Annotated in this window: 16 protein-coding genes; 12 read left to right on the forward strand and 4 right to left on the reverse strand. The window is 61.0% G+C overall.

Going from position 1 to position 17,585, the window contains the following annotated elements; translation table 11 throughout:
• Positions 1–507: cysteine hydrolase family protein (locus tag LCH64_RS13305; RefSeq protein ID WP_226500660.1), on the reverse strand; the 507-nt coding region annotated here is incomplete at its 3' end.
• A 143-nt stretch (positions 508–650) separates the two neighbouring features.
• Between LCH64_RS13305 and LCH64_RS13310 the strand changes: the two genes are divergently transcribed.
• The 11 genes from LCH64_RS13310 to pdeM all read left to right on the forward strand — a co-directional run bounded on the left by LCH64_RS13310 (position 651) and on the right by pdeM (position 14,763).
• Positions 651–1,295 carry a glutathione binding-like protein gene (locus LCH64_RS13310; protein ID WP_003222330.1) on the forward strand — a complete coding sequence of 215 codons (645 nt, stop codon included), beginning with the start codon at positions 651–653 and terminating at the stop codon, positions 1,293–1,295.
• 202 nt (positions 1,296–1,497) lie between these two features.
• Positions 1,498–3,945 carry a penicillin acylase family protein gene (locus LCH64_RS13315; protein WP_226500489.1) on the forward strand — a complete coding sequence of 816 codons (2,448 nt, stop codon included), beginning with the start codon at positions 1,498–1,500 and terminating at the stop codon, positions 3,943–3,945.
• 190 nt (positions 3,946–4,135) lie between these two features.
• On the forward strand, positions 4,136–5,170 hold the full coding sequence (locus tag LCH64_RS13320; protein WP_003222325.1) for a ligase-associated DNA damage response exonuclease: 1,035 nt from the start codon (positions 4,136–4,138) through the stop codon (positions 5,168–5,170).
• Positions 5,167–6,855, forward strand: a complete 1,689-nt coding sequence (locus LCH64_RS13325) for an ATP-dependent DNA ligase (protein ID WP_226500490.1) — start codon at positions 5,167–5,169, stop codon at positions 6,853–6,855. The genes LCH64_RS13320 and LCH64_RS13325 overlap by 4 nt, the downstream gene beginning before the upstream one ends.
• Positions 6,856–7,242: 387 nt before the next feature.
• Entirely contained in the window at positions 7,243–8,025 is a 783-nt protein-coding gene (locus tag LCH64_RS13330; RefSeq protein ID WP_003222321.1) for a transporter substrate-binding domain-containing protein, read from the forward strand.
• A 57-nt stretch (positions 8,026–8,082) separates the two neighbouring features.
• Positions 8,083–8,811 (forward strand): ABC transporter permease, encoded by a 729-nt coding sequence (locus LCH64_RS13335; protein ID WP_003222319.1) that lies wholly within the window; start codon positions 8,083–8,085, stop codon positions 8,809–8,811.
• Positions 8,808–9,518 (forward strand): ABC transporter permease, encoded by a 711-nt coding sequence (locus LCH64_RS13340; protein WP_003222318.1) that lies wholly within the window; start codon positions 8,808–8,810, stop codon positions 9,516–9,518. Before LCH64_RS13335 ends, LCH64_RS13340 begins: the two co-directional genes overlap by 4 nt.
• An 11-nt stretch (positions 9,519–9,529) precedes the next feature.
• Positions 9,530–10,648, forward strand: a complete 1,119-nt coding sequence (locus LCH64_RS13345) for a succinylglutamate desuccinylase/aspartoacylase family protein (RefSeq protein WP_003222316.1) — start codon at positions 9,530–9,532, stop codon at positions 10,646–10,648.
• A 13-nt stretch (positions 10,649–10,661) separates the two neighbouring features.
• The gene (locus LCH64_RS13350; protein WP_003222314.1) at positions 10,662–11,426 is read left to right on the forward strand and encodes an ATP-binding cassette domain-containing protein; all 765 of its coding nucleotides are present in this window, start codon (positions 10,662–10,664) and stop codon (positions 11,424–11,426) included.
• A gap of 194 nt (positions 11,427–11,620) precedes the next feature.
• Positions 11,621–14,110 carry a ligase-associated DNA damage response DEXH box helicase gene (locus LCH64_RS13355; protein ID WP_226500491.1) on the forward strand — a complete coding sequence of 830 codons (2,490 nt, stop codon included), beginning with the start codon at positions 11,621–11,623 and terminating at the stop codon, positions 14,108–14,110.
• Positions 14,107–14,763 (forward strand): ligase-associated DNA damage response endonuclease PdeM, encoded by a 657-nt coding sequence (gene pdeM / locus LCH64_RS13360; RefSeq protein WP_226500492.1) that lies wholly within the window; start codon positions 14,107–14,109, stop codon positions 14,761–14,763. Before LCH64_RS13355 ends, pdeM begins: the two co-directional genes overlap by 4 nt.
• Positions 14,764–14,809: 46 nt before the next feature.
• On the opposite strand, the gene LCH64_RS13365 is transcribed toward pdeM, so the two are convergent.
• Together LCH64_RS13365 and dcd are read right to left on the reverse strand one after the other, a co-directional pair.
• Positions 14,810–15,016: a hypothetical protein gene (locus LCH64_RS13365; protein WP_003222309.1), complete on the reverse strand. Its 207-nt coding sequence runs from the start codon at positions 15,014–15,016 to the stop codon at positions 14,810–14,812.
• A 103-nt stretch (positions 15,017–15,119) separates the two neighbouring features.
• Positions 15,120–15,686, reverse strand: coding sequence for a dCTP deaminase (gene dcd / locus LCH64_RS13370; RefSeq protein WP_003222308.1), 567 nt, complete (start codon positions 15,684–15,686; stop codon positions 15,120–15,122).
• A gap of 353 nt (positions 15,687–16,039) precedes the next feature.
• Here dcd and LCH64_RS13375 point away from each other — a divergent pair, with 353 nt between their 5' ends.
• Positions 16,040–16,249 carry a cold-shock protein gene (locus LCH64_RS13375; protein WP_002554837.1) on the forward strand — a complete coding sequence of 70 codons (210 nt, stop codon included), beginning with the start codon at positions 16,040–16,042 and terminating at the stop codon, positions 16,247–16,249.
• 164 nt (positions 16,250–16,413) lie between these two features.
• On the opposite strand, the gene LCH64_RS13380 is transcribed toward LCH64_RS13375, so the two are convergent.
• The gene (locus LCH64_RS13380; RefSeq protein WP_226500493.1) at positions 16,414–17,421 is read right to left on the reverse strand and encodes a DUF481 domain-containing protein; all 1,008 of its coding nucleotides are present in this window, start codon (positions 17,419–17,421) and stop codon (positions 16,414–16,416) included.
• Positions 17,422–17,585 lie beyond the last annotated feature (164 nt).

Here is a 17,585-nt window from a genome sequence, read left to right on the forward strand (position 1 = left end):
GTGCAAATTCCCCAGCGACATCCCGTGCACCTCTTCGGCTGAGCGCGGTGTGCCGAAGTAATCGGCCTTGTCGAAGGTGAAACACGCATCCTCCGCCACCCACGCCTCAAACCCCAGATTGCCCGCCGTGCGCGCTGTGGATTCCACCGAGTTGTTAGTGGCCACGCCAACGATGATCAATTGCCCGATCCCCGCCTCACGCAACTGCGCTTCCAGCCCTGTGGCACAAAACGCATCCGGCACACGTTTCTGGATCAGCCACTCGCCTTGCTGCGGCGCAAACCGTGGCTGAAACTCCACCCCCGGTTGTTCGGGCCAGAACACCGAATCCGGCGAATGCGACAGATGCTGCACATGAATCACCGGTCGCCCGCGGCTGCGCCATGCCCCCAGCAAGTCGAGCATGCGTTCTTCGGCCTGCGGATTATTCCGCCGCCCCAGGCGCGGCTCCAGAATGCCTTGTTGCTGGTCGATGATGATCAGTGCCGCGTTGGCCTTCAGCTCCATGGCGATTTTTCTCACGGGGGTCATTGAATTTTCCGCAGTTCAGCATCACCTGAACTTATTAAGCAAGCTATCGAACACACGGGACCACCTGCTGCCGGCGTTTGCTCTACGCAACCAAGCCAATTGTTGATCTGGAGTTTGCAATGATCGATCTGTATTACTGGACCACCCCCAACGGCCACAAAATTTCGCTGTTCCTCGAGGAGGCTGGCCTGCCTTACAAGGTGCATCCGATCAACATCAGCCAGGGCGAGCAGTTTCAGCCACACTTTCTGAAGATCGCGCCGAACAATCGGATTCCGGCGATCGTCGACCACGAACCGGCCGATGGCGGTGAGCCGCTGTCGCTGTTCGAGTCCGGAGCGATCCTGCTGTATCTGGCTGAGAAGACCGGCAAATTCCTGCCCAAAGACCTGCGCGGCCGGCAAACCGCGTTGCAATGGTTGTTCTGGCAGATGGGCGGCCTGGGGCCAATGGCCGGGCAGAATCATCACTTCAGCCAGTTCGCCGCGGAAAAAATTCCCTACGCGATCAAACGCTACATCGACGAAACCGCGCGCCTCTACGGCGTGTTGAACAAGCAACTGGCCGATCACGAATTCGTCGCCGGCAGCGAATACAGCATCGCCGACATGGCGATCTACCCGTGGATCGTCTCGCACAAGTGGCAGAGTCAGAACCTTGAAGACTTCCCGCACGTGTTGCGCTGGTTCAACCGGATCAAGGAGCGTCCGGCGACGGTGCAGGCGTATGCCTTGGTGCAGCAGATCAACCCGCCGAAAGCCTGATTGAAGCGCAAAAGATCGCAGCCTTCGGCAGCTCCTGCACGGTGTACTCAATCCAATGCAGGCGTTGCCGCAGGCTGCGATCTTTTCCATTCGACAGAAATACACAAATAACCCCTGCCCCCGCTTGCGCGGCCACCTCCTGCTCACTAACGTAGCGGCTTTATTGCGCCCCCAGCCTCTACACCCCCGCAGGAGCTTTGCCATGGCCTCGCCAGCCCTTACACATTTTCTTCCCCGGTTCGGCGTTGCCGCAGCAGTGACCGGTGTCTTGAGCCTGTCCGGTTGCCAGACCTGGAACGCTCAGGACACCCTCCCGCCCACCTCCGGCGTGCAACCGCTCAAGGGCCTGGCGCAGAACGTTTCGGTGCGACGCAATGCCCAAGGCATGCCGTTGATCGAGAGCAACAGTTTCCACGACGCACTGTTCAGTCTCGGCTATGTTCATGCCAGCGACCGCATCAACCAGATGGTCACCCTGCGCCTGCTGGCTCAGGGACGTCTGGCGGAAATGTCCGGGCCGGCGATGCTCGATGCCGACCGCTACATGCGTGCGGTCAACCTGAAGAAAAGCGCCGCCGAGCTTTACAAGGCTTCGTCGCCACGGCTCCAGCGCTTCTTTGAAGTGTATGCGCGGGGCGTCAACGCCTACCTGTTCCGCTACGCCGACAAGTTGCCGGGCGACCTCGCCTCCAGTGGCTACAAGCCGGAATACTGGAAACCGGAAGATTCGGCGCTGATCTTCGCGCTGCTGAACTTCAGCCAGTCGGCCAACCTGCCGGAAGAGATCTCATCCCTGGTGCTGGCGCAAACCGTGACCAGCGACAAACTTGCCTGGCTGACCCCGTCCGCACCCGATGAAAATCTGCCACTGGCCGAGGCCGACAAACTGCAAGGCCTCAAGCTCACTGGGCAGATCCCCGGTCTCACCGAGCTGAGCAATGCCAGCCAGCAATTGGCAGCGATGAATCTGCTGGGCGCCAGCACGTCGAACAACTGGGCGATCGCCCCGCAGCGCAGCCGCAGCGGCAAGAGCATTCTGGCCAGCGACAGCCATGGCCCACTGGCGGCACCGTCGCTGTGGAGCTTCGTGCAGATCCGCGCGCCGAAATATCAGGCTGCCGGTGTCACCGTCGCCGGTCTGCCGATGATCCTCGGCGGTTTCAACGGCAAAGTCGCGTGGAGCGCCACCAGCGTGCTCGGCGACAACCAGGACCTGTTCCTGGAAAAGATCCGCCGTCAGGGCAACAGCCTGACCTATGAGGTCAACGGCAAGTGGCAACCGCTGGGCGTGCGCAACGAAACCTATTTCGTCAAAGGCCAGCGGCCGATTCGCGAAGCGGTGTACGAAACCCGCCACGGCGCGCTGCTCAACAGTGCCCAGGCCGCACAAGGCAACGGTTTTGGCCTGGCCCTGCAAACACCGAGCTTCACCGACGACAAATCGCTGGACGCGTTTTTTGACCTGACCCGCGCACAGAACGTTGAACGCGCCTCGGACGCCAGTCGCGAGATCCGCGCCATCGCCCTGAACATGGTATTCGCCGACGCCAGCAACATCGGCTGGCAAGTTACCGGGCGTTTCCCCAACCGTCGTGAAGGCGAAGGCCTGCTGCCATCGCCGGGCTGGGAAGGTCGCTACGACTGGGACGGTTACGCCGACCCGATGCTGCACCCGTACGATCAGGACCCGACCCAGGGCTGGCTCGGCACCGCCAACCAGCGCGTCATTCCCCATGGCTACGGCATGCAACTGTCCAACTCCTGGGCGGCGCCGGAGCGCGGCGAACGTCTGGCGGAACTGGCCGGCAGTGGCAAACAGGACGGTCGCAGCGTGATCGCCATGCAGTACGACCAGACCACGACGTTTGCCGCCAAGCTGAAAAAAATGTTCGAAGCGCCGGGCATGAAACAGCCGCTGAAACAGGCGATTGACGCCCTGCCGGAAGCCGATCGCAGCAAGGCTCGCGAGGCCTTGACCCGATTGATGGCGTTCGACGGCAAGCTCAGCCCGACGTCGGCGGATGCGGCGATCTACGAGTTGTTTCTGCAAGAAAGCATGAAGCAGATCTTCCTCGACGAACTTGGCCCCGAGTCCAGCCCGGCGTGGAAAGCCTTTATCGCCAATGGCGACTTGTCCTATTCGGCGCAGGCCGATCACCTGCTGGGGCGTGAAGACAGCCCGTTCTGGGATGACATCCGCACACCGCAAAAAGAAGACAAGGCACAGATTCTGGCGCGCAGTCTGGCGGCCGCGATCAACGCTGGCGACAGTCAGTTGGGTGGCGATCACAAGGCCTGGCAGTGGGGCAAACTGCATGGCTACACGTGGAAAAACGCCAGCGGCCAGACCGTTCGCGGGCCGCTGGCAGCCGGCGGCGATCACACCACGCTCAATACCGCGGCGTTTGCCTGGGGCAAGGACTTCAACACCACGCGGGCGCCGTCGATGCGTTTCATCGTCGACTTCAGCCAGAGCGAGCCGCTGATGGGCCAGAACGGCACCGGCCAGTCCGGCAACCCCGCGAGCCCGAACTACCTCAACGGCATCGATGCGTGGCTCAAGGGTCAGTACATCGGCTTGCCGATGCAGCCGCAGAACTTTGACCGGGTGTATGGCAAAACGCGTTTGACCCTCACACCGGGCAAATAAACGCAATCCCTTTGTAGGAGTGAGCCTGCTCGCGATCGCGGTCTGACCTTCAAAATTGAAGCGTCTGACACACCGTGATCGCGAGCAAGCTCACTCCTACAGGGGCTTTGTGCCGACCTGGAAATAATCGATAGAACTTCCGGACTCGCGCCCACCTCATAGCTAACAAGCCCTCCATTCTGGTAACGACATGGACCTTGTTATCGCCCGCCCCGAAGGTTTGTATTGCCCTGCCGGGGACTTCTACATTGATCCGTGGCGCCCGGTCGAGCGCTCGGTGATCACTCATGCACACGGCGATCACGCCCGTAATGGCAATCAGCACTACCTTGCCAGCAGCGCCAGCGAAGGGATTTTGCGTGCGCGTCTGGGTCAGGACATCAACCTGCAAACCCTCGCCTACGGCCAGCGGTTGACCCACCACGGGGTGACCTTGAGTTTCCATCCCGCCGGGCATGTGCTCGGTTCGGCTCAGGTACGTCTGGAATACGGCGGTGAAGTCTGGGTCGCGTCGGGGGATTACAAGATCGAACCCGATGGCACCTGCGCGCCGTTCGAACCGGTGCGCTGCCACACCTTCATCACCGAATCGACCTTCGGCCTGCCGATCTACCGCTGGCAACCGCAGGCGCAGGTGTTCAGCGAGATCAATCAGTGGTGGCAGGCGAACATCGCGGCGGGCAAGGCCAGCGTGCTGCTCTGTTATTCGTTCGGCAAAGCCCAGCGGATCCTGCACGGCATCGACGCCAGCCTCGGCCCGATCCTCAGTCACGGCGCCGTCGAGCCGCTGAACCGGGTCTACCGCGAGGCCGGCGTGTATCTGCCGCCGACGATCTACGCTGGCGACATCAAAAAGTCCGACCCGATCATGCGTCAAGCGCTGGTCATCGCCCCGCCCTCGGCCGGTGGCAGCACCTGGATGCGCCGTTTCGGTGATTTCAGCGATGCCTTCGCCAGCGGCTGGATGCGCCTGCGCGGCACCCGCCGGCGTCGTGGGGTGGATCGCGGCTTTGTGCTGTCGGATCACGCCGACTGGCCGGGTCTACTCTGGGCCATCGAACAGACCGGCGCCGAGCGCGTGATGGTGACCCACGGTTCGATCGGCGTGCTGGTGCGCCATCTGCGTGAACAAGGCCTGGACGCGCAGGGTTTCAACACCGAGTACGGCGACGACGAAGAGGAAAACATCGACGCCGAACCTGCCATCGCCGAGGTGCAAGCATGAAAGCCTTCGCCGAGTTGTACGCCGAACTCGACGCCACCACGTCCAGCAACGCCAAACTGGCGGCGATGCAAAGTTACTTCGCCCAGGCTGCACCGCAGGACGCGGCGTGGGCGGTGTACTTTCTGTCCGGCGGGCGCCCACGGCAACTGGTGCCGGTGCGCATCCTGCGCGAACTGGCGGTAGATGTCTCGGGGCTGCAACCGTGGCTGTTCGAGGAAAGTTATCAGTCCGTCGGCGATCTGGCGGAAACCATTTCCCTGGTGCTACCGGAGAATTCGCACAGCTCCGCGGCGGGCCTCGCCGAATGGATCGAAGACAAGCTGCTGCCGCTGCGCGGTGAAACCCCGGAATACCTCGCCCGCCAACTGCCCGCGCTGTGGGCGCAACTGGATCGGCCGAGCCTGATGCTGTGCATCAAGCTGATCACCGGCAGCTTCCGCGTCGGCGTGTCGAAATTGCTGGTCACCCGCGCACTGGCGTCGATGGCCGGCCTCGACAGCAAACGCGTGGCGCAACGACTGGTGGGTTACACCGACCTGTCGAACCGGCCGAACGCGGCCAGCTACCTGAAACTGATCGCGCCGGAATCCGCCGACGAACACGCCCAGCGTGGCGGCCAGCCCTACCCGTTCTTCCTCGCGCATGCCTTGTCGCAACCGGTCGAGGAATTTGAAGGGCTGCTGGGGCCGGCGAGCCACTGGCAGGTGGAATGGAAGTGGGATGGCATCCGCGCGCAGGTGGTCAAGCGCGAGGGTCGGCTGTGGGTCTGGTCGCGAGGTGAAGAACTGGTGACCGAGCGCTTTCCCGAGTTCGACACACTGGTTCACGCGTTACCCGACGGCACGGTGATCGACGGGGAAATCGTGGTCTGGAAAAGCACTCATCCGAGCACCGAAGACGCCTTCGATCCGCAATCGAGCGCACCGCCGGCGGTGCAACCGTTCGCCCTGCTGCAGCAACGCATCGGGCGCAAAACCCTCGACAAGAAAATCCTCGAAGAAGTGCCGGTGGTGGTGCTCGCCTACGACTTGCTGGAATGGCAGGGCGAGGACTGGCGCAACCGTCCGCAGGCCGAACGGCGGGCGCAACTGGAACAAGTCATCGCCCACGGTAACAACCCGGTGTTACTGCCCTCGCCGATTCTGACCGGCAGCGACTGGTTCGACCTCGCGCGCCAGCGTGAAGCCTCACGGCGCCTCGGTGTCGAGGGCATGATGCTCAAGGCCCGCGACGCCCTGTATGGCGTGGGCCGGACCAAGGACATGGGCGTGTGGTGGAAGTGGAAAGTTGACCCGTTCAGCGTCGATGCGGTGTTGATCTACGCCCAGCGCGGACATGGCCGGCGCGCCAGTCTGTACAGCGATTACACCTTCGCCGTGTGGGACGGCCCGCCAGAATCCAGCCAACGAGCGCTGGTGCCGTTCGCCAAGGCCTATTCGGGACTGACCGACGAGGAAATGCGCCAGGTCGACAGCATCGTGCGCAAGACCACCGTGGAAAAATTCGGCCCGGTCAGCAGCGTCAAGCCGAGTCTGGTGTTCGAACTGGGGTTCGAAGGCATCGCCCTGTCGCGACGGCACAAGAGCGGGATCGCCGTGCGCTTTCCGCGAATGCTGCGCTGGCGGCAGGACAAGACGGTGGATGAGGCCGACAGCCTGGCGACGCTGCAGGATTTGCTGGCCTGACCCGGTTTCCGGGGACACCGATCACATTTAACTGGATGAACGCCCTGTGGCGAGGGAGCTTGCTCCCGCTCGACTGCGCAGCAGTCGCAAAAAGACGGTCTTTCTGAAAAATCCAGGGGAGAGCTTCGCCCTCCAGCGGGAGCAAGCTCCCTCGCCACAACGGCTCATTCCATCCCTTAAAAATACGTGCATCGACCCAACTTGGTGCAGCGCTCAACAGCCGCCCATTTCCGTGCACCAATCCCTCTCGCCTTCCCCTGCCCCAACCTTTTAAAACACTTGTTCGGGACTCTGGTTCGGAAATTGCTACTTTCTATAGGTCGTACGCGTTGCAGTAACAATAATTCTGCGCCACAAGCGCTCATATTGGTTCTTAGGGATTGAATAATGAAAAAAGCATTGCTGACCCTTTCTGCACTGGCGTTGTGCATGGCTGCCGGCTCCGCGCTGGCCAAGGAATACAAAGAGCTGCGTTTTGGCGTTGATCCTTCCTACGCACCGTTCGAGTCGAAAGCGGCCGACGGCAGCCTGGTGGGCTTCGACATCGACCTGGGCAACGCGATCTGCGCCGAGCTGAAGGTCAAGTGCAAATGGGTTGAAAGCGACTTCGACGGCATGATTCCGGGCCTCAACGCCAACAAATTCGACGGTGTGATCTCGTCGATGACCGTGACCCCGGCCCGTGAAAAGGCGATCGATTTCTCCAGCGAGCTGTTCTCCGGCCCGACTTCCTACGTGTTCAAGAAGGGTTCCGGCCTGAGCGATGACGTCGCTTCCCTCAAGGGTAAGTCGGTCGGTTACGAGCAAGGCACCATCCAGGAAGCCTACGCCAAGGCTGTGCTGGAGAAGGCCGGGGTGAAAATCCAGGCTTACGCCAACCAGGATCAGGTCTACGCCGACCTGAAAAACGGCCGTCTGGACGCCTCGATCCAGGACATGCTGCAAGCCGAACTGGGCTTTTTGAAGTCGCCGGATGGCGCCAACTATGAAGTCAGCAAGCCGGTCGACAGCGAATTGCTGCCAGCCAAAACCGCTGTCGGTATTAAGAAAGGTAACAAAGAGCTGAAGGCGCTTTTAGATAAAGGTATCAAAGCGTTACACGATGACGGCAAATACGCCGAGATTCAAAAGAAACACTTTGGCGATCTGAATCTGTACAGCGGTAAATAATGCCCTGGCGCCCATCACTCGATGGGCGCCTTTTCCATCCGCTCAGGTTGCTGATTTATGTTCGAAAACCTCTTACAAAATCTGGGGCTCTCCGCCTTCAGCCTCAAGGGTTTCGGCCCGTTGCTGTTGGAAGGCACCTGGATGACCATCAAATTGTCGGCGTTGTCGCTGCTGGTGGCCGTGTTGCTCGGCCTCCTGGGCGCCAGTGCCAAACTGTCGAAATCGAAACTGCTGCGCCTGCCTGCCCAGCTCTATACCACGCTGATTCGCGGGGTGCCGGATCTGGTGCTGATGCTGTTGATCTTCTACAGCCTGCAAACCTGGCTGACGGCCCTGACCGACGTCATGGAGTGGGACTACATCGAAATCGACTCTTTCACCGCTGGGGTGATCACCCTGGGCTTCATCTATGGCGCGTATTTCACCGAAACCTTCCGTGGGGCGATCCTCGCCGTACCGCGCGGTCAGGTCGAAGCGGCCACCGCCTACGGCCTCAAGCGTGGCCAGCGTTTTCGCTTCGTGGTGTTCCCGCAAATGATGCGCTTCGCTTTGCCGGGCATCGGCAACAACTGGATGGTGATGCTCAAGGCCACCGCGCTGGTGTCGATCATCGGTCTGGCGGATCTGGTCAAAGCCGCGCAGGACGCCGGTAAAAGCACCTATCAACTGTTCTACTTCCTGGTACTCGCCGCCTTGATCTATCTGCTGATCACCAGTGCTTCGAACGTCATCCTGCGCTGGCTCGAGCGTCGCTACGCCGCCGGTGCCCGGGAGGCCGTACGATGATCGAACTACTGCAGGAATACTGGAAACCCTTCCTTTATACCGACGGCAACAACATCACCGGGCTGGCGATGACGATGTGGCTGCTCAGCGCCTCGATCTTCATTGGCTTTCTGGTGTCGATCCCGCTGTCGATTGCCCGGGTGTCCTCGCACTTCTATGTGCGCTGGCCAGTGCAGTTCTACACCTACCTGTTCCGTGGCACGCCGCTCTACATCCAGTTGCTGATCTGCTACACCGGGATCTACAGCCTGGCCGCCGTGCGCGCACAGCCGTTGCTCGACAGTTTCTTTCGCGATGCGATGAACTGCACGATCCTCGCGTTCGCCCTGAACACCTGCGCCTACACCACGGAGATTTTCGCCGGAGCGATCCGCAGCATGAACCATGGCGAAGTCGAAGCGGCCAAGGCCTACGGACTGACCGGCTGGAAGCTGTACGCCTACGTGATCATGCCGTCGGCGCTGCGTCGCTCGTTGCCGTATTACAGCAACGAAGTGATCCTGATGCTGCACTCGACCACCGTGGCCTTCACCGCGACCATCCCCGACATCCTGAAAGTTGCGCGGGACGCCAACTCGGCGACCTACCTGACCTTCCAGTCGTTCGGCATCGCCGCGCTGATCTACCTGACCATTACCTTTGCGCTGGTCGGCCTGTTCCGCCTCGCCGAACGCCGATGGCTGGCGTTCCTCGGGCCGACCCACTAGGAAAACCTGTAATGCGACACCAGATCCATGACCTGTTGGCCCCGGTGCCGGGGACCGCACGACAGATCCACAGCTTCCACTTCGGCCCGGAGCAGGCCCAAGGCAAGATCTACATCCAGTCCTCGCTGCATGCCGATGAAATGCCCGGCATGCTCGTCGCCTGGCATCTCAAGCAGCGCTTGGCGGAGCTGGAAGCCGCCGGGCGCCTGCGTAGCCAGATCGTGCTGGTGCCGGTAGCGAACCCGGTCGGCCTTGAACAAGTGCTGATGGACGTGCCGCTGGGCCGTTACGAAATGGAGAGCGGGCAGAATTTCAATCGCTGGTTCGTCGACCTCAGCGAAGAAATCGGCAACGACATCGAGGGCAAGCTGGGCGACGACCCGCAGCGCAACCTTGAGTTGATCCGCACCAGCCTGCGCAACGCCCTCGCACGCCAGACCGCCGCCACGCAACTGCAATCCCAGCGCCTGACCCTGCAACGGCTGGCGTGCGATGCCGACATGGTGCTGGACCTGCACTGCGATTTCGAATCGGTGGTTCACCTCTACACCACGCCCGAGGCGTGGCCGCAGGTCGAGCCGCTGGCGCGTTACATCGAAGCCCAGGCCAGTCTGCTGGCCACCGATTCCGGCGGCCAGTCGTTCGACGAATGCTTCACCCTGCTGTGGTGGCAACTGCAGGAACGCTTTGGCGAGCACTTCGCGATTCCGCTGGGCAGCTTTTCGGTGACCGTCGAATTGCGCGGCCAGGGTGACGTCAATCATCCGATGGCCAGCCGAGACTGCCAGGCACTGCTCGACTATCTGGTGCAATTCGGCGCGATTGTCGGCGAACCGGCAGCGTTGCCGCCGCTGCCCTTCGCCGCCACGCCACTGGCGGGTGTCGAACCGGTGGTGACGCCCGTTGGCGGCCTGCTGGTGTACACCGCACAGGCCGGGCAATACCTCGACGCCGGGCAACAGATTGCCGAAATCATCGACCCGATCACTGATCGGGTGACCTCTATTTGCTGTACCGCTGCCGGCGTGATGTACGCCCGCTCGCTGCGGCGCATGGCCACTGCCGGGATGGTCATCGCCCACGTGGCGGGCGCCGAAGCCTATCGCAGCGGCTACCTACTTTCGCCTTGAGGATGTCTGTCCCATGTACAAATTGACTGTTGAAGGTCTGCACAAAAGCTACGGCGACCATCAGGTACTCAAAGGCGTTTCGCTCAAGGCCAAAACCGGCGACGTGATCAGCCTGATCGGCGCCAGCGGCTCGGGCAAAAGCACCTTTTTGCGCTGCATCAACTTCCTCGAACAACCCAACGATGGCGCCATGAGCCTCGATGGCCAGGCGATCCGCATGGTCACCGACCGCCACGGCATGCACGTCGCCGACCCGAATGAACTGCAACGCCTGCGCACGCGCCTGGCGATGGTATTCCAGCATTTCAACCTGTGGAGCCACATGACCGTGCTGGAAAACATCACCATGGCCCCGCGCCGGGTGCTGGGTTGCAGCAAGCAGGAAGCCGAAGACCGCGCCCGCCGTTACCTGGACAAGGTCGGCCTGCCCGCACGGGTTGCCGATCAATACCCGGCGTTTCTCTCTGGCGGCCAGCAACAGCGGGTGGCGATTGCCCGGGCGCTGGCGATGGAACCGGAAGTGATGCTGTTCGACGAACCGACCTCGGCGCTCGACCCGGAGCTGGTGGGTGAGGTGCTGCGAGTGATTCAGGGACTGGCCGAGGAAGGCCGAACGATGATCATGGTCACCCACGAAATGAGCTTTGCACGCAAGGTATCGAGTCAGGTGCTGTTTCTGCATCAAGGGCTGGTGGAAGAAGAAGGTGCGCCGGAAGATGTGTTGGGCAATCCGAAGAGTGAACGGCTGAAGCAGTTCCTCAGCGGTAACCTCAAGTAACCCCATCCACCGTTCCCCTGTGGGAGTGAGCCTGCTCGCGATAGCGGTGTTGCAGTCACATCAATGTTCAATGTGCTGACGCCATCGCGAGCAGGCTCACTCCTACAAAAAAGCACACCGTGCCAGCCTGAAAATCAAACTTGTCGACCTGCCGCGCGGTCATTGGAGTATCACCTCCAGAGCGTGCAGCAGGCATGGCGACATCTCCCGACTTCGCAAAACTCTGGTTCAGCGCACGCGGCTGGAAGCCGTTCGCCTTTCAGAAAAACGTCTGGGCCGCCGTTAAAAAAGGTCAGTCAGGCCTGCTCCACGCCAGTACCGGCGCCGGTAAAACCTATGCGGTGTGGTTCGCTGCGCTCAACCGCTTCGCCCGTTTGGCCGCGCCCGCAGCCACAACCAGCAAACGCAAACCCCAGAGCGAACCGCTGACCGTGCTGTGGATCACGCCGATGCGCGCCCTCGCGGCCGACACCGCCCGCGCGTTGCAAGCGCCGGTCAGCGATTTGCAGATCCCGTGGAGCATCGGCCTGCGCACCGGCGACACCAGCAGCGCCGAACGCGCGCGTCAGGGCCGGCGCCTGCCGACCACGCTGATCACCACCCCGGAAAGCCTGACCCTGCTGCTCGCCCGTGCCGACGCCAAGACTGCCTTATCGAGCCTGCGGATGATCGTCGTCGATGAATGGCACGAGCTGCTCGGCAACAAACGCGGCGTACAGCTGCAACTGGCCCTCGCCCGCCTGCGCCATTGGCAACCCGAGCTGATCGTCTGGGGCGTGTCCGCCACCCTCGGTAATCAAGCCCACGCCGAACAGGTGCTGATCCCACAGGGCGGTGGCATCAGCGTGCAAGGCCAGAGCGAAAAATCACTCACGGTCGACACCTTGATCCCACCCGCCATCGAGCGTTTTCCCTGGGCCGGGCACATCGGCCTGAAGATGCTGCCGCAGGTTGTTGCCGAACTCGACGCCTGCGCCAGCAGCCTGGTGTTCACCAACACCCGCGCGCAGTCGGAGATCTGGTATCAGGCGTTGCTCGAAGCGCGACCGGACTGGGCCGGGTTGATCGCGCTGCACCACAGCTCACTGTCCCGCGAGACCCGCGACTGGGTCGAGCAAGCGTTGAAGGACGGCAAGCTGAAAGCCGTGGTCTGCACCTCGAGCCTGGATCTGGGCGTGGACTTTTTACCGGTGGAACGGGTGCTGCAGATCGGCTCGGCCAAAGGCGTGGCGCGACTGATGCAACGCGCCGGGCGCTCCGGTCATGCGCCGGGGCGCACCTCGCGAGTGACGCTGGTGCCGACCCACAGCCTGGAACTGATCGAAGCCGCCGCCGCAGGTGACGCGGTGGAGCAACGACACATCGAGCCACGCCTGTCGCCGCACAAACCGCTGGATGTGCTGGTGCAGCATTTGGTCAGCATGGCGCTGGGCGGTGGCTTCATTCCCCAAGAGCTGTACGAAGAAGTGCGTGGCGCCTGGGCCTATCGTGACCTGACGCTGGCGGATTGGGCCTGGGCGCTGGCTTTCGTACGTCACGGTGGGCTTTCTCTGACAGCCTATCCGGATTACCGCCGGGTCGAACCGGACGAACACGGCGTCTGGCGTGTCCCCGATGCGCGGTTGGCGCGCCGTCATCGCATGAGCATCGGCACCATCGTCAGCGACGCGAGCATCCATCTGAAATTCTGGAGCAAGGGTGGTGGCGGCAAGCAGTTGGGCAGTGTCGAGGAAGGCTTTATCGCGCGCCTGAAACCGGGTGACGGCTTTCTGTTCGCCGGGCGTTTGCTGGAATTGGTGCGCGTCGAAAACATGACCGCGTACGTCAAACGCAGCACCGCGAAAAAAGCCGCCGTGCCGCGCTGGAATGGTGGACGAATGCCGCTTTCCAACGAACTGGCCGCCGCTGTGGTCAGCCGCTTCACGGCGGCAGCACGGGGTGAGTTCGCCGGCCCGGAAATGCAGGCGCTGCAACCATTGCTGCAAACCCAGGCGCGCTGGTCGGGCCTGCCTACCTCCGACAGCCTGTTGGCCGAAGTGCTGAAATCCCGCGAGGGCTGGCACCTTTTCCTCTACCCGTTTGCCGGGCGTCAGGTGCATCTGGGGCTCGCCAGTCTGTTGGCGTGGCGCGTGAGTCAGCGCCAGCCGCTGACGTTTTCGATTGCAGTGAATGATTACGGGCTGGAATTGCTCAGCGCCACGCCGGTCGATTGGTCCGGGCAACTCGATGCGGCGCTGCTCAGCCCCGATCATCTGTTGCGCGACGTGCTGGCCAGCCTCAATGCCGGGGAGCTGGCGTTGCGGCGCTTCCGTGAAATCGCGCGGATCGCCGGGCTGGTGTTCGCCGGTTATCCCGGCGCGCCGAAAAGCACCCGTCAGGTGCAGGCCTCCAGCGGGTTGTTCTTTGAAGTGTTCAAGCAATACGACGCCGACAACCTGCTGCTGGCTCAGGCCGGGGAAGAAGTCCTACGCGAAGAACTGGATATTCGTCGTCTGGAACAGACACTGGAGCGGATCAACCGGATGAAACTGGACATGCACCTGATTAAACGTCCTACACCGCTGGGCTTTCCATTACTGGTCGAGCGCATGCGCGAAAGCATGAGTTCGGAAAAACTCGCCGACCGTATCCGGCGCATGGTCGGCGATCTGGAAAAATCCGCGGACAAGGGTAAAACCTCATGAGCGCAGCTTATCCCGTGCGCCTGGCCGGTGAAGAACTCTGGTTGCTGCCGGAAAAGGCCCTGTACTGGCCGGCGCAGCAAGCGCTGCTGATCGCCGATGTGCATTTCGGCAAGGCTGCGGCCTACCGCAGCCTCGGCCAGCCAGTGCCGCAGGGCACCACGGCGGCCAACATCGAAGTGCTCGACCGCTTGCTGGCGAGACTGCCCTGCCGGCAGCTGATTTTCCTCGGCGACTTTCTGCACGGCCCCGGTTCGCATGCAGCGGGCACCCTGAATGCCTTGGCCGAATGGCGCGCACGTCACGTGGATCTGCCGATGACGCTGATTCGTGGCAATCACGACAAACGCGCCGGCGATCCGCCCCAGTCGTTGAACATCCGGGTAGTGCCGGAGCCGCTGCTGCTCGGGCCGTTTGCCTTGCAGCACGAACCCGACCCGCATCCCGAACGCCATGTGCTGGCCGGGCACGTGCATCCGGTCTATCGGCTCAATGGCAAGGGGCGGCAGCGTTTACGGCTGGCGTGTTTCCGGCTGGGCGAACGTTTGAGTCTGCTGCCGGCGTTTGGCGCGTTTACCGGCGGCTTTGCGGTGGAGAAGGATGACGCCTGCAGGATTTTTGTCGTCGGTGATGACGAAATATGGCCAGTCAGCTGAGGTCTTGGGCAAACCTCAGCTGACTGGCCATTCATGGGGCAGTGGCTCAGGCCACTGGCGCGGGTGGCGGCTCGTCCGGCAGCGTTGGCTCGCCCGGTTCGGTCGGTTGTTCATTGGGGGTATCGGGATCAGGCTGGCCGGGAATCCCGCCGGCCATGTTCAGCGGATGTGCCAGCAGAGACCAGGCCAGTACGCCAACCTGATTGGGCTCAAGCCTTGCCAGTTCGGCGGTGATATGCGGATCGATCTTCATGGAACCCTCCTCGGCGAAGGCCCGCTTTGCCAGAAGCAAAAACGGACAGTACACCCCATAGAGTGTCTGCCCGCCAAAGAATTCCCGCGAACTGCCGGATGGATCAGGTACGTGGCAGAGTCACGCCACGCTGGCCCTGATATTTACCGCCGCGATCCTTGTACGAAACTTCGCACTGCTCGTCGGATTCGAGGAACAGCATCTGCGCCACGCCTTCGTTGGCGTAGATTTTCGCCGGCAGGTTGGTGGTGTTGGAGAATTCCAGCGTCACGTGACCTTCCCACTCAGGCTCGAGCGGAGTGACGTTGACGATGATGCCGCAGCGCGCGTAGGTGCTTTTACCCAGGCAGATGGTCAATACGTTGCGCGGAATGCGGAAGTATTCGACGGTGCTGGCCAGCGCGAAGGAGTTCGGCGGAATGATGCAGACGTCGCTGTGAATGTCGACGAAGCTGCCGGCGTCGAAGTTCTTCGGATCGACGATCGCCGAATTGATGTTGGTGAACACCTTGAAATGGTTGGTGCAGCGCACATCGTAGCCGTAGCTCGACACACCGTAGGAAATCACACGGCTGTCGTCGCTGCCGCGCACCTGGCGCTCGACGAAAGGCTCGATCATGCCGTGTTCCTGCGCCATGCGGCGAATCCACTTGTCCGATTTGATGCTCATGGCGGGTGTCCTGAATAGCGAGGTGGAAAAAATCTGTCCGGCATCTTACCGGGCGCGCCGCCGTGTTCAAAGTCCACACTGAAATTCTCGCCGAACACGCTGGAAATACGGGTTCTGGCGACGAACTGTCACACCGCCGATCCCTAAAACAGAGAAACCTTCGCAAGAAACATTGGCACGTTCCGGAAAAAGGGTTAAGGTGGCGCCACTGTGTTGCTTGTGTCACTGAGAATCTCTACACGATATGTTGAATTTCGATCCAACCATCTACAAGAATTTTTCCTGCTCTTTGCACTCAGTCTCGGCCAGGGTTCTTCCTGAGTCGCAGTTATCTTTGTTCAAGGAGTTACACCATGTCTAATCGCCAAACCGGTACCGTTAAGTGGTTCAACGATGAAAAAGGCTTCGGCTTCATCACTCCACAATCCGGTGACGACCTGTTCGTTCACTTCAAAGCTATCCAATCCGACGGCTTCAAAAGCCTGAAAGAAGGCCAACAGGTTTCTTTCATCGCTACCCGCGGTCAGAAAGGCATGCAAGCTGAAGAAGTACAAGTTATCTAACTTGTAGCTTCTTTAGAAAAGAGCCCCGCCCTCAAAGCGGGGCTTTTTTGTGGGCGTGTGTTTTTCCACGCACAAAAAAAGATCGCAGCCTGCGGCAGCTTCTACAGGATGAACACCATCCCCTTGTAGGCGCTGCCGCAGGCTGCGATCTTTTTGCTTGTGCTTTACCAGGCCACGCCAAACCCTGCGGTGTAGCGGGTCTTGTTCAAATCCGCGTCCTTGGTGCCGCTGATGATGTCGCGTTCAGCCTTGAGGTTGAGCGACGCCCAGTCGGTGACCTTGTAGCGCAGGCCCATCTCGGCATCCAGCGCGTAGTTGGCTACGTCAGAGAGTGGCTTGCCCAGTTCGCCATTGGTGAAGAACTCGACTTTTTTGCCGATCAGGTAGCGGTTGTAATCCCACTTCATGGCGACCGAATAGAAGTTGTCCTTGCCGCCATCGCTGTATTCGTAATCGGTGCGGTTGAGCAACGAACCGAGCGAGAACGCGCCCAGTTCGTCGTCCCAGAACTGGTAGCCCGGACCGGTACCGACCACACGCTGACGCGACAGCTCTTCAACGTAGTCGCGCTTGTAGTTCAGGCGGCCCTGCCAGAACCATTTGTCAGTCAGGAAGCGGTCGAGTGCGTATTCGGCACGCCAGTTATTGGTGGTGACCTGCTCGTCCTGCACTTCGCGGTTGTATTCGCCCTCGGCGGTGTGCCGCCAGCGGCCATGACGCGCGGTGGTCTTGAAGTCAATGTCGTAGTCGTCGGTATCCTTTTCCGCACGCTGATAATCCAGAGCCAGACCAACATTACCCTTCCACACCAGATCCTCGACCACCGGTTTCGGCTTGAGAATCTGCTGGATACTCGCCAGCTCCACGGTTTTCGGCGCCTCACCGTTGGCCAAGGTGACCTTGCCGTCATCGGCGGCGGTCAGCGACTTGGCTTTCTCACCGCTGTAGGCATCCTGCTTGACCAGCAGCTCCTGATCGCTTTGCAGGGTCTTGACCTCTTTCCAGTCGATGCTGACCGCCCCCGCATACTGGGTCTGGATCAGCAATTTGCCGCCGTCGAACAAGGAAATCTTACCGCTCAACTTGTCACCGTTCTTTAACCAGACGGTATCGGCAAGCAGCGGCGTGGAGGCACTGAAGACAGCAAGGCACAGCAAGGTTCTGGACAGCATAAGCGGATCGAGGGCTCAAGTTTGCGAAAAAAGGTCGGCATTATCCGTAGGAATAAGACCCTGACAAGGACTGACCGGGCGATTTCCATTGAGTTCATTTCTCATCTGCGCGCCGACGGATTACCCTTGACCCCATCCACCACCTCTTGTTCAGGAACGGCGCA

This window comes from Pseudomonas sp. MWU16-30322 (assembly GCF_020515535.1).
Classification (GTDB): Bacteria; Pseudomonadota; Gammaproteobacteria; order Pseudomonadales; family Pseudomonadaceae; genus Aquipseudomonas; species Aquipseudomonas fluorescens_H.

Excerpts from the sequence above, each read along its gene's own strand:
- LCH64_RS13350 (WP_003222314.1), top strand. The coding sequence starts at position 10,662 with ATGTACAAATTGACTGTTGAAGGTCTGCACAAAAGCTACGGCGACCAT.
- LCH64_RS13310 (WP_003222330.1), top strand. The coding sequence starts at position 651 with ATGATCGATCTGTATTACTGGACCACCCCCAACGGCCACAAAATTTCG.
- LCH64_RS13335 (WP_003222319.1), top strand. The coding sequence starts at position 8,083 with ATGTTCGAAAACCTCTTACAAAATCTGGGGCTCTCCGCCTTCAGCCTC.
- LCH64_RS13355 (WP_226500491.1), top strand. The coding sequence starts at position 11,621 with ATGGCGACATCTCCCGACTTCGCAAAACTCTGGTTCAGCGCACGCGGC.
- LCH64_RS13330 (WP_003222321.1), top strand. The coding sequence starts at position 7,243 with ATGAAAAAAGCATTGCTGACCCTTTCTGCACTGGCGTTGTGCATGGCT.
- LCH64_RS13375 (WP_002554837.1), top strand. The coding sequence starts at position 16,040 with ATGTCTAATCGCCAAACCGGTACCGTTAAGTGGTTCAACGATGAAAAA.
- pdeM (WP_226500492.1), top strand. The coding sequence starts at position 14,107 with ATGAGCGCAGCTTATCCCGTGCGCCTGGCCGGTGAAGAACTCTGGTTG.
- dcd (WP_003222308.1), bottom strand. The coding sequence starts at position 15,686 with ATGAGCATCAAATCGGACAAGTGGATTCGCCGCATGGCGCAGGAACAC.
- LCH64_RS13320 (WP_003222325.1), top strand. The coding sequence starts at position 4,136 with ATGGACCTTGTTATCGCCCGCCCCGAAGGTTTGTATTGCCCTGCCGGG.
- LCH64_RS13380 (WP_226500493.1), bottom strand. The coding sequence starts at position 17,421 with ATGCTGTCCAGAACCTTGCTGTGCCTTGCTGTCTTCAGTGCCTCCACG.
- LCH64_RS13340 (WP_003222318.1), top strand. The coding sequence starts at position 8,808 with ATGATCGAACTACTGCAGGAATACTGGAAACCCTTCCTTTATACCGAC.
- LCH64_RS13365 (WP_003222309.1), bottom strand. The coding sequence starts at position 15,016 with ATGAAGATCGATCCGCATATCACCGCCGAACTGGCAAGGCTTGAGCCC.
- LCH64_RS13315 (WP_226500489.1), top strand. The coding sequence starts at position 1,498 with ATGGCCTCGCCAGCCCTTACACATTTTCTTCCCCGGTTCGGCGTTGCC.
- LCH64_RS13345 (WP_003222316.1), top strand. The coding sequence starts at position 9,530 with ATGCGACACCAGATCCATGACCTGTTGGCCCCGGTGCCGGGGACCGCA.
- LCH64_RS13325 (WP_226500490.1), top strand. The coding sequence starts at position 5,167 with ATGAAAGCCTTCGCCGAGTTGTACGCCGAACTCGACGCCACCACGTCC.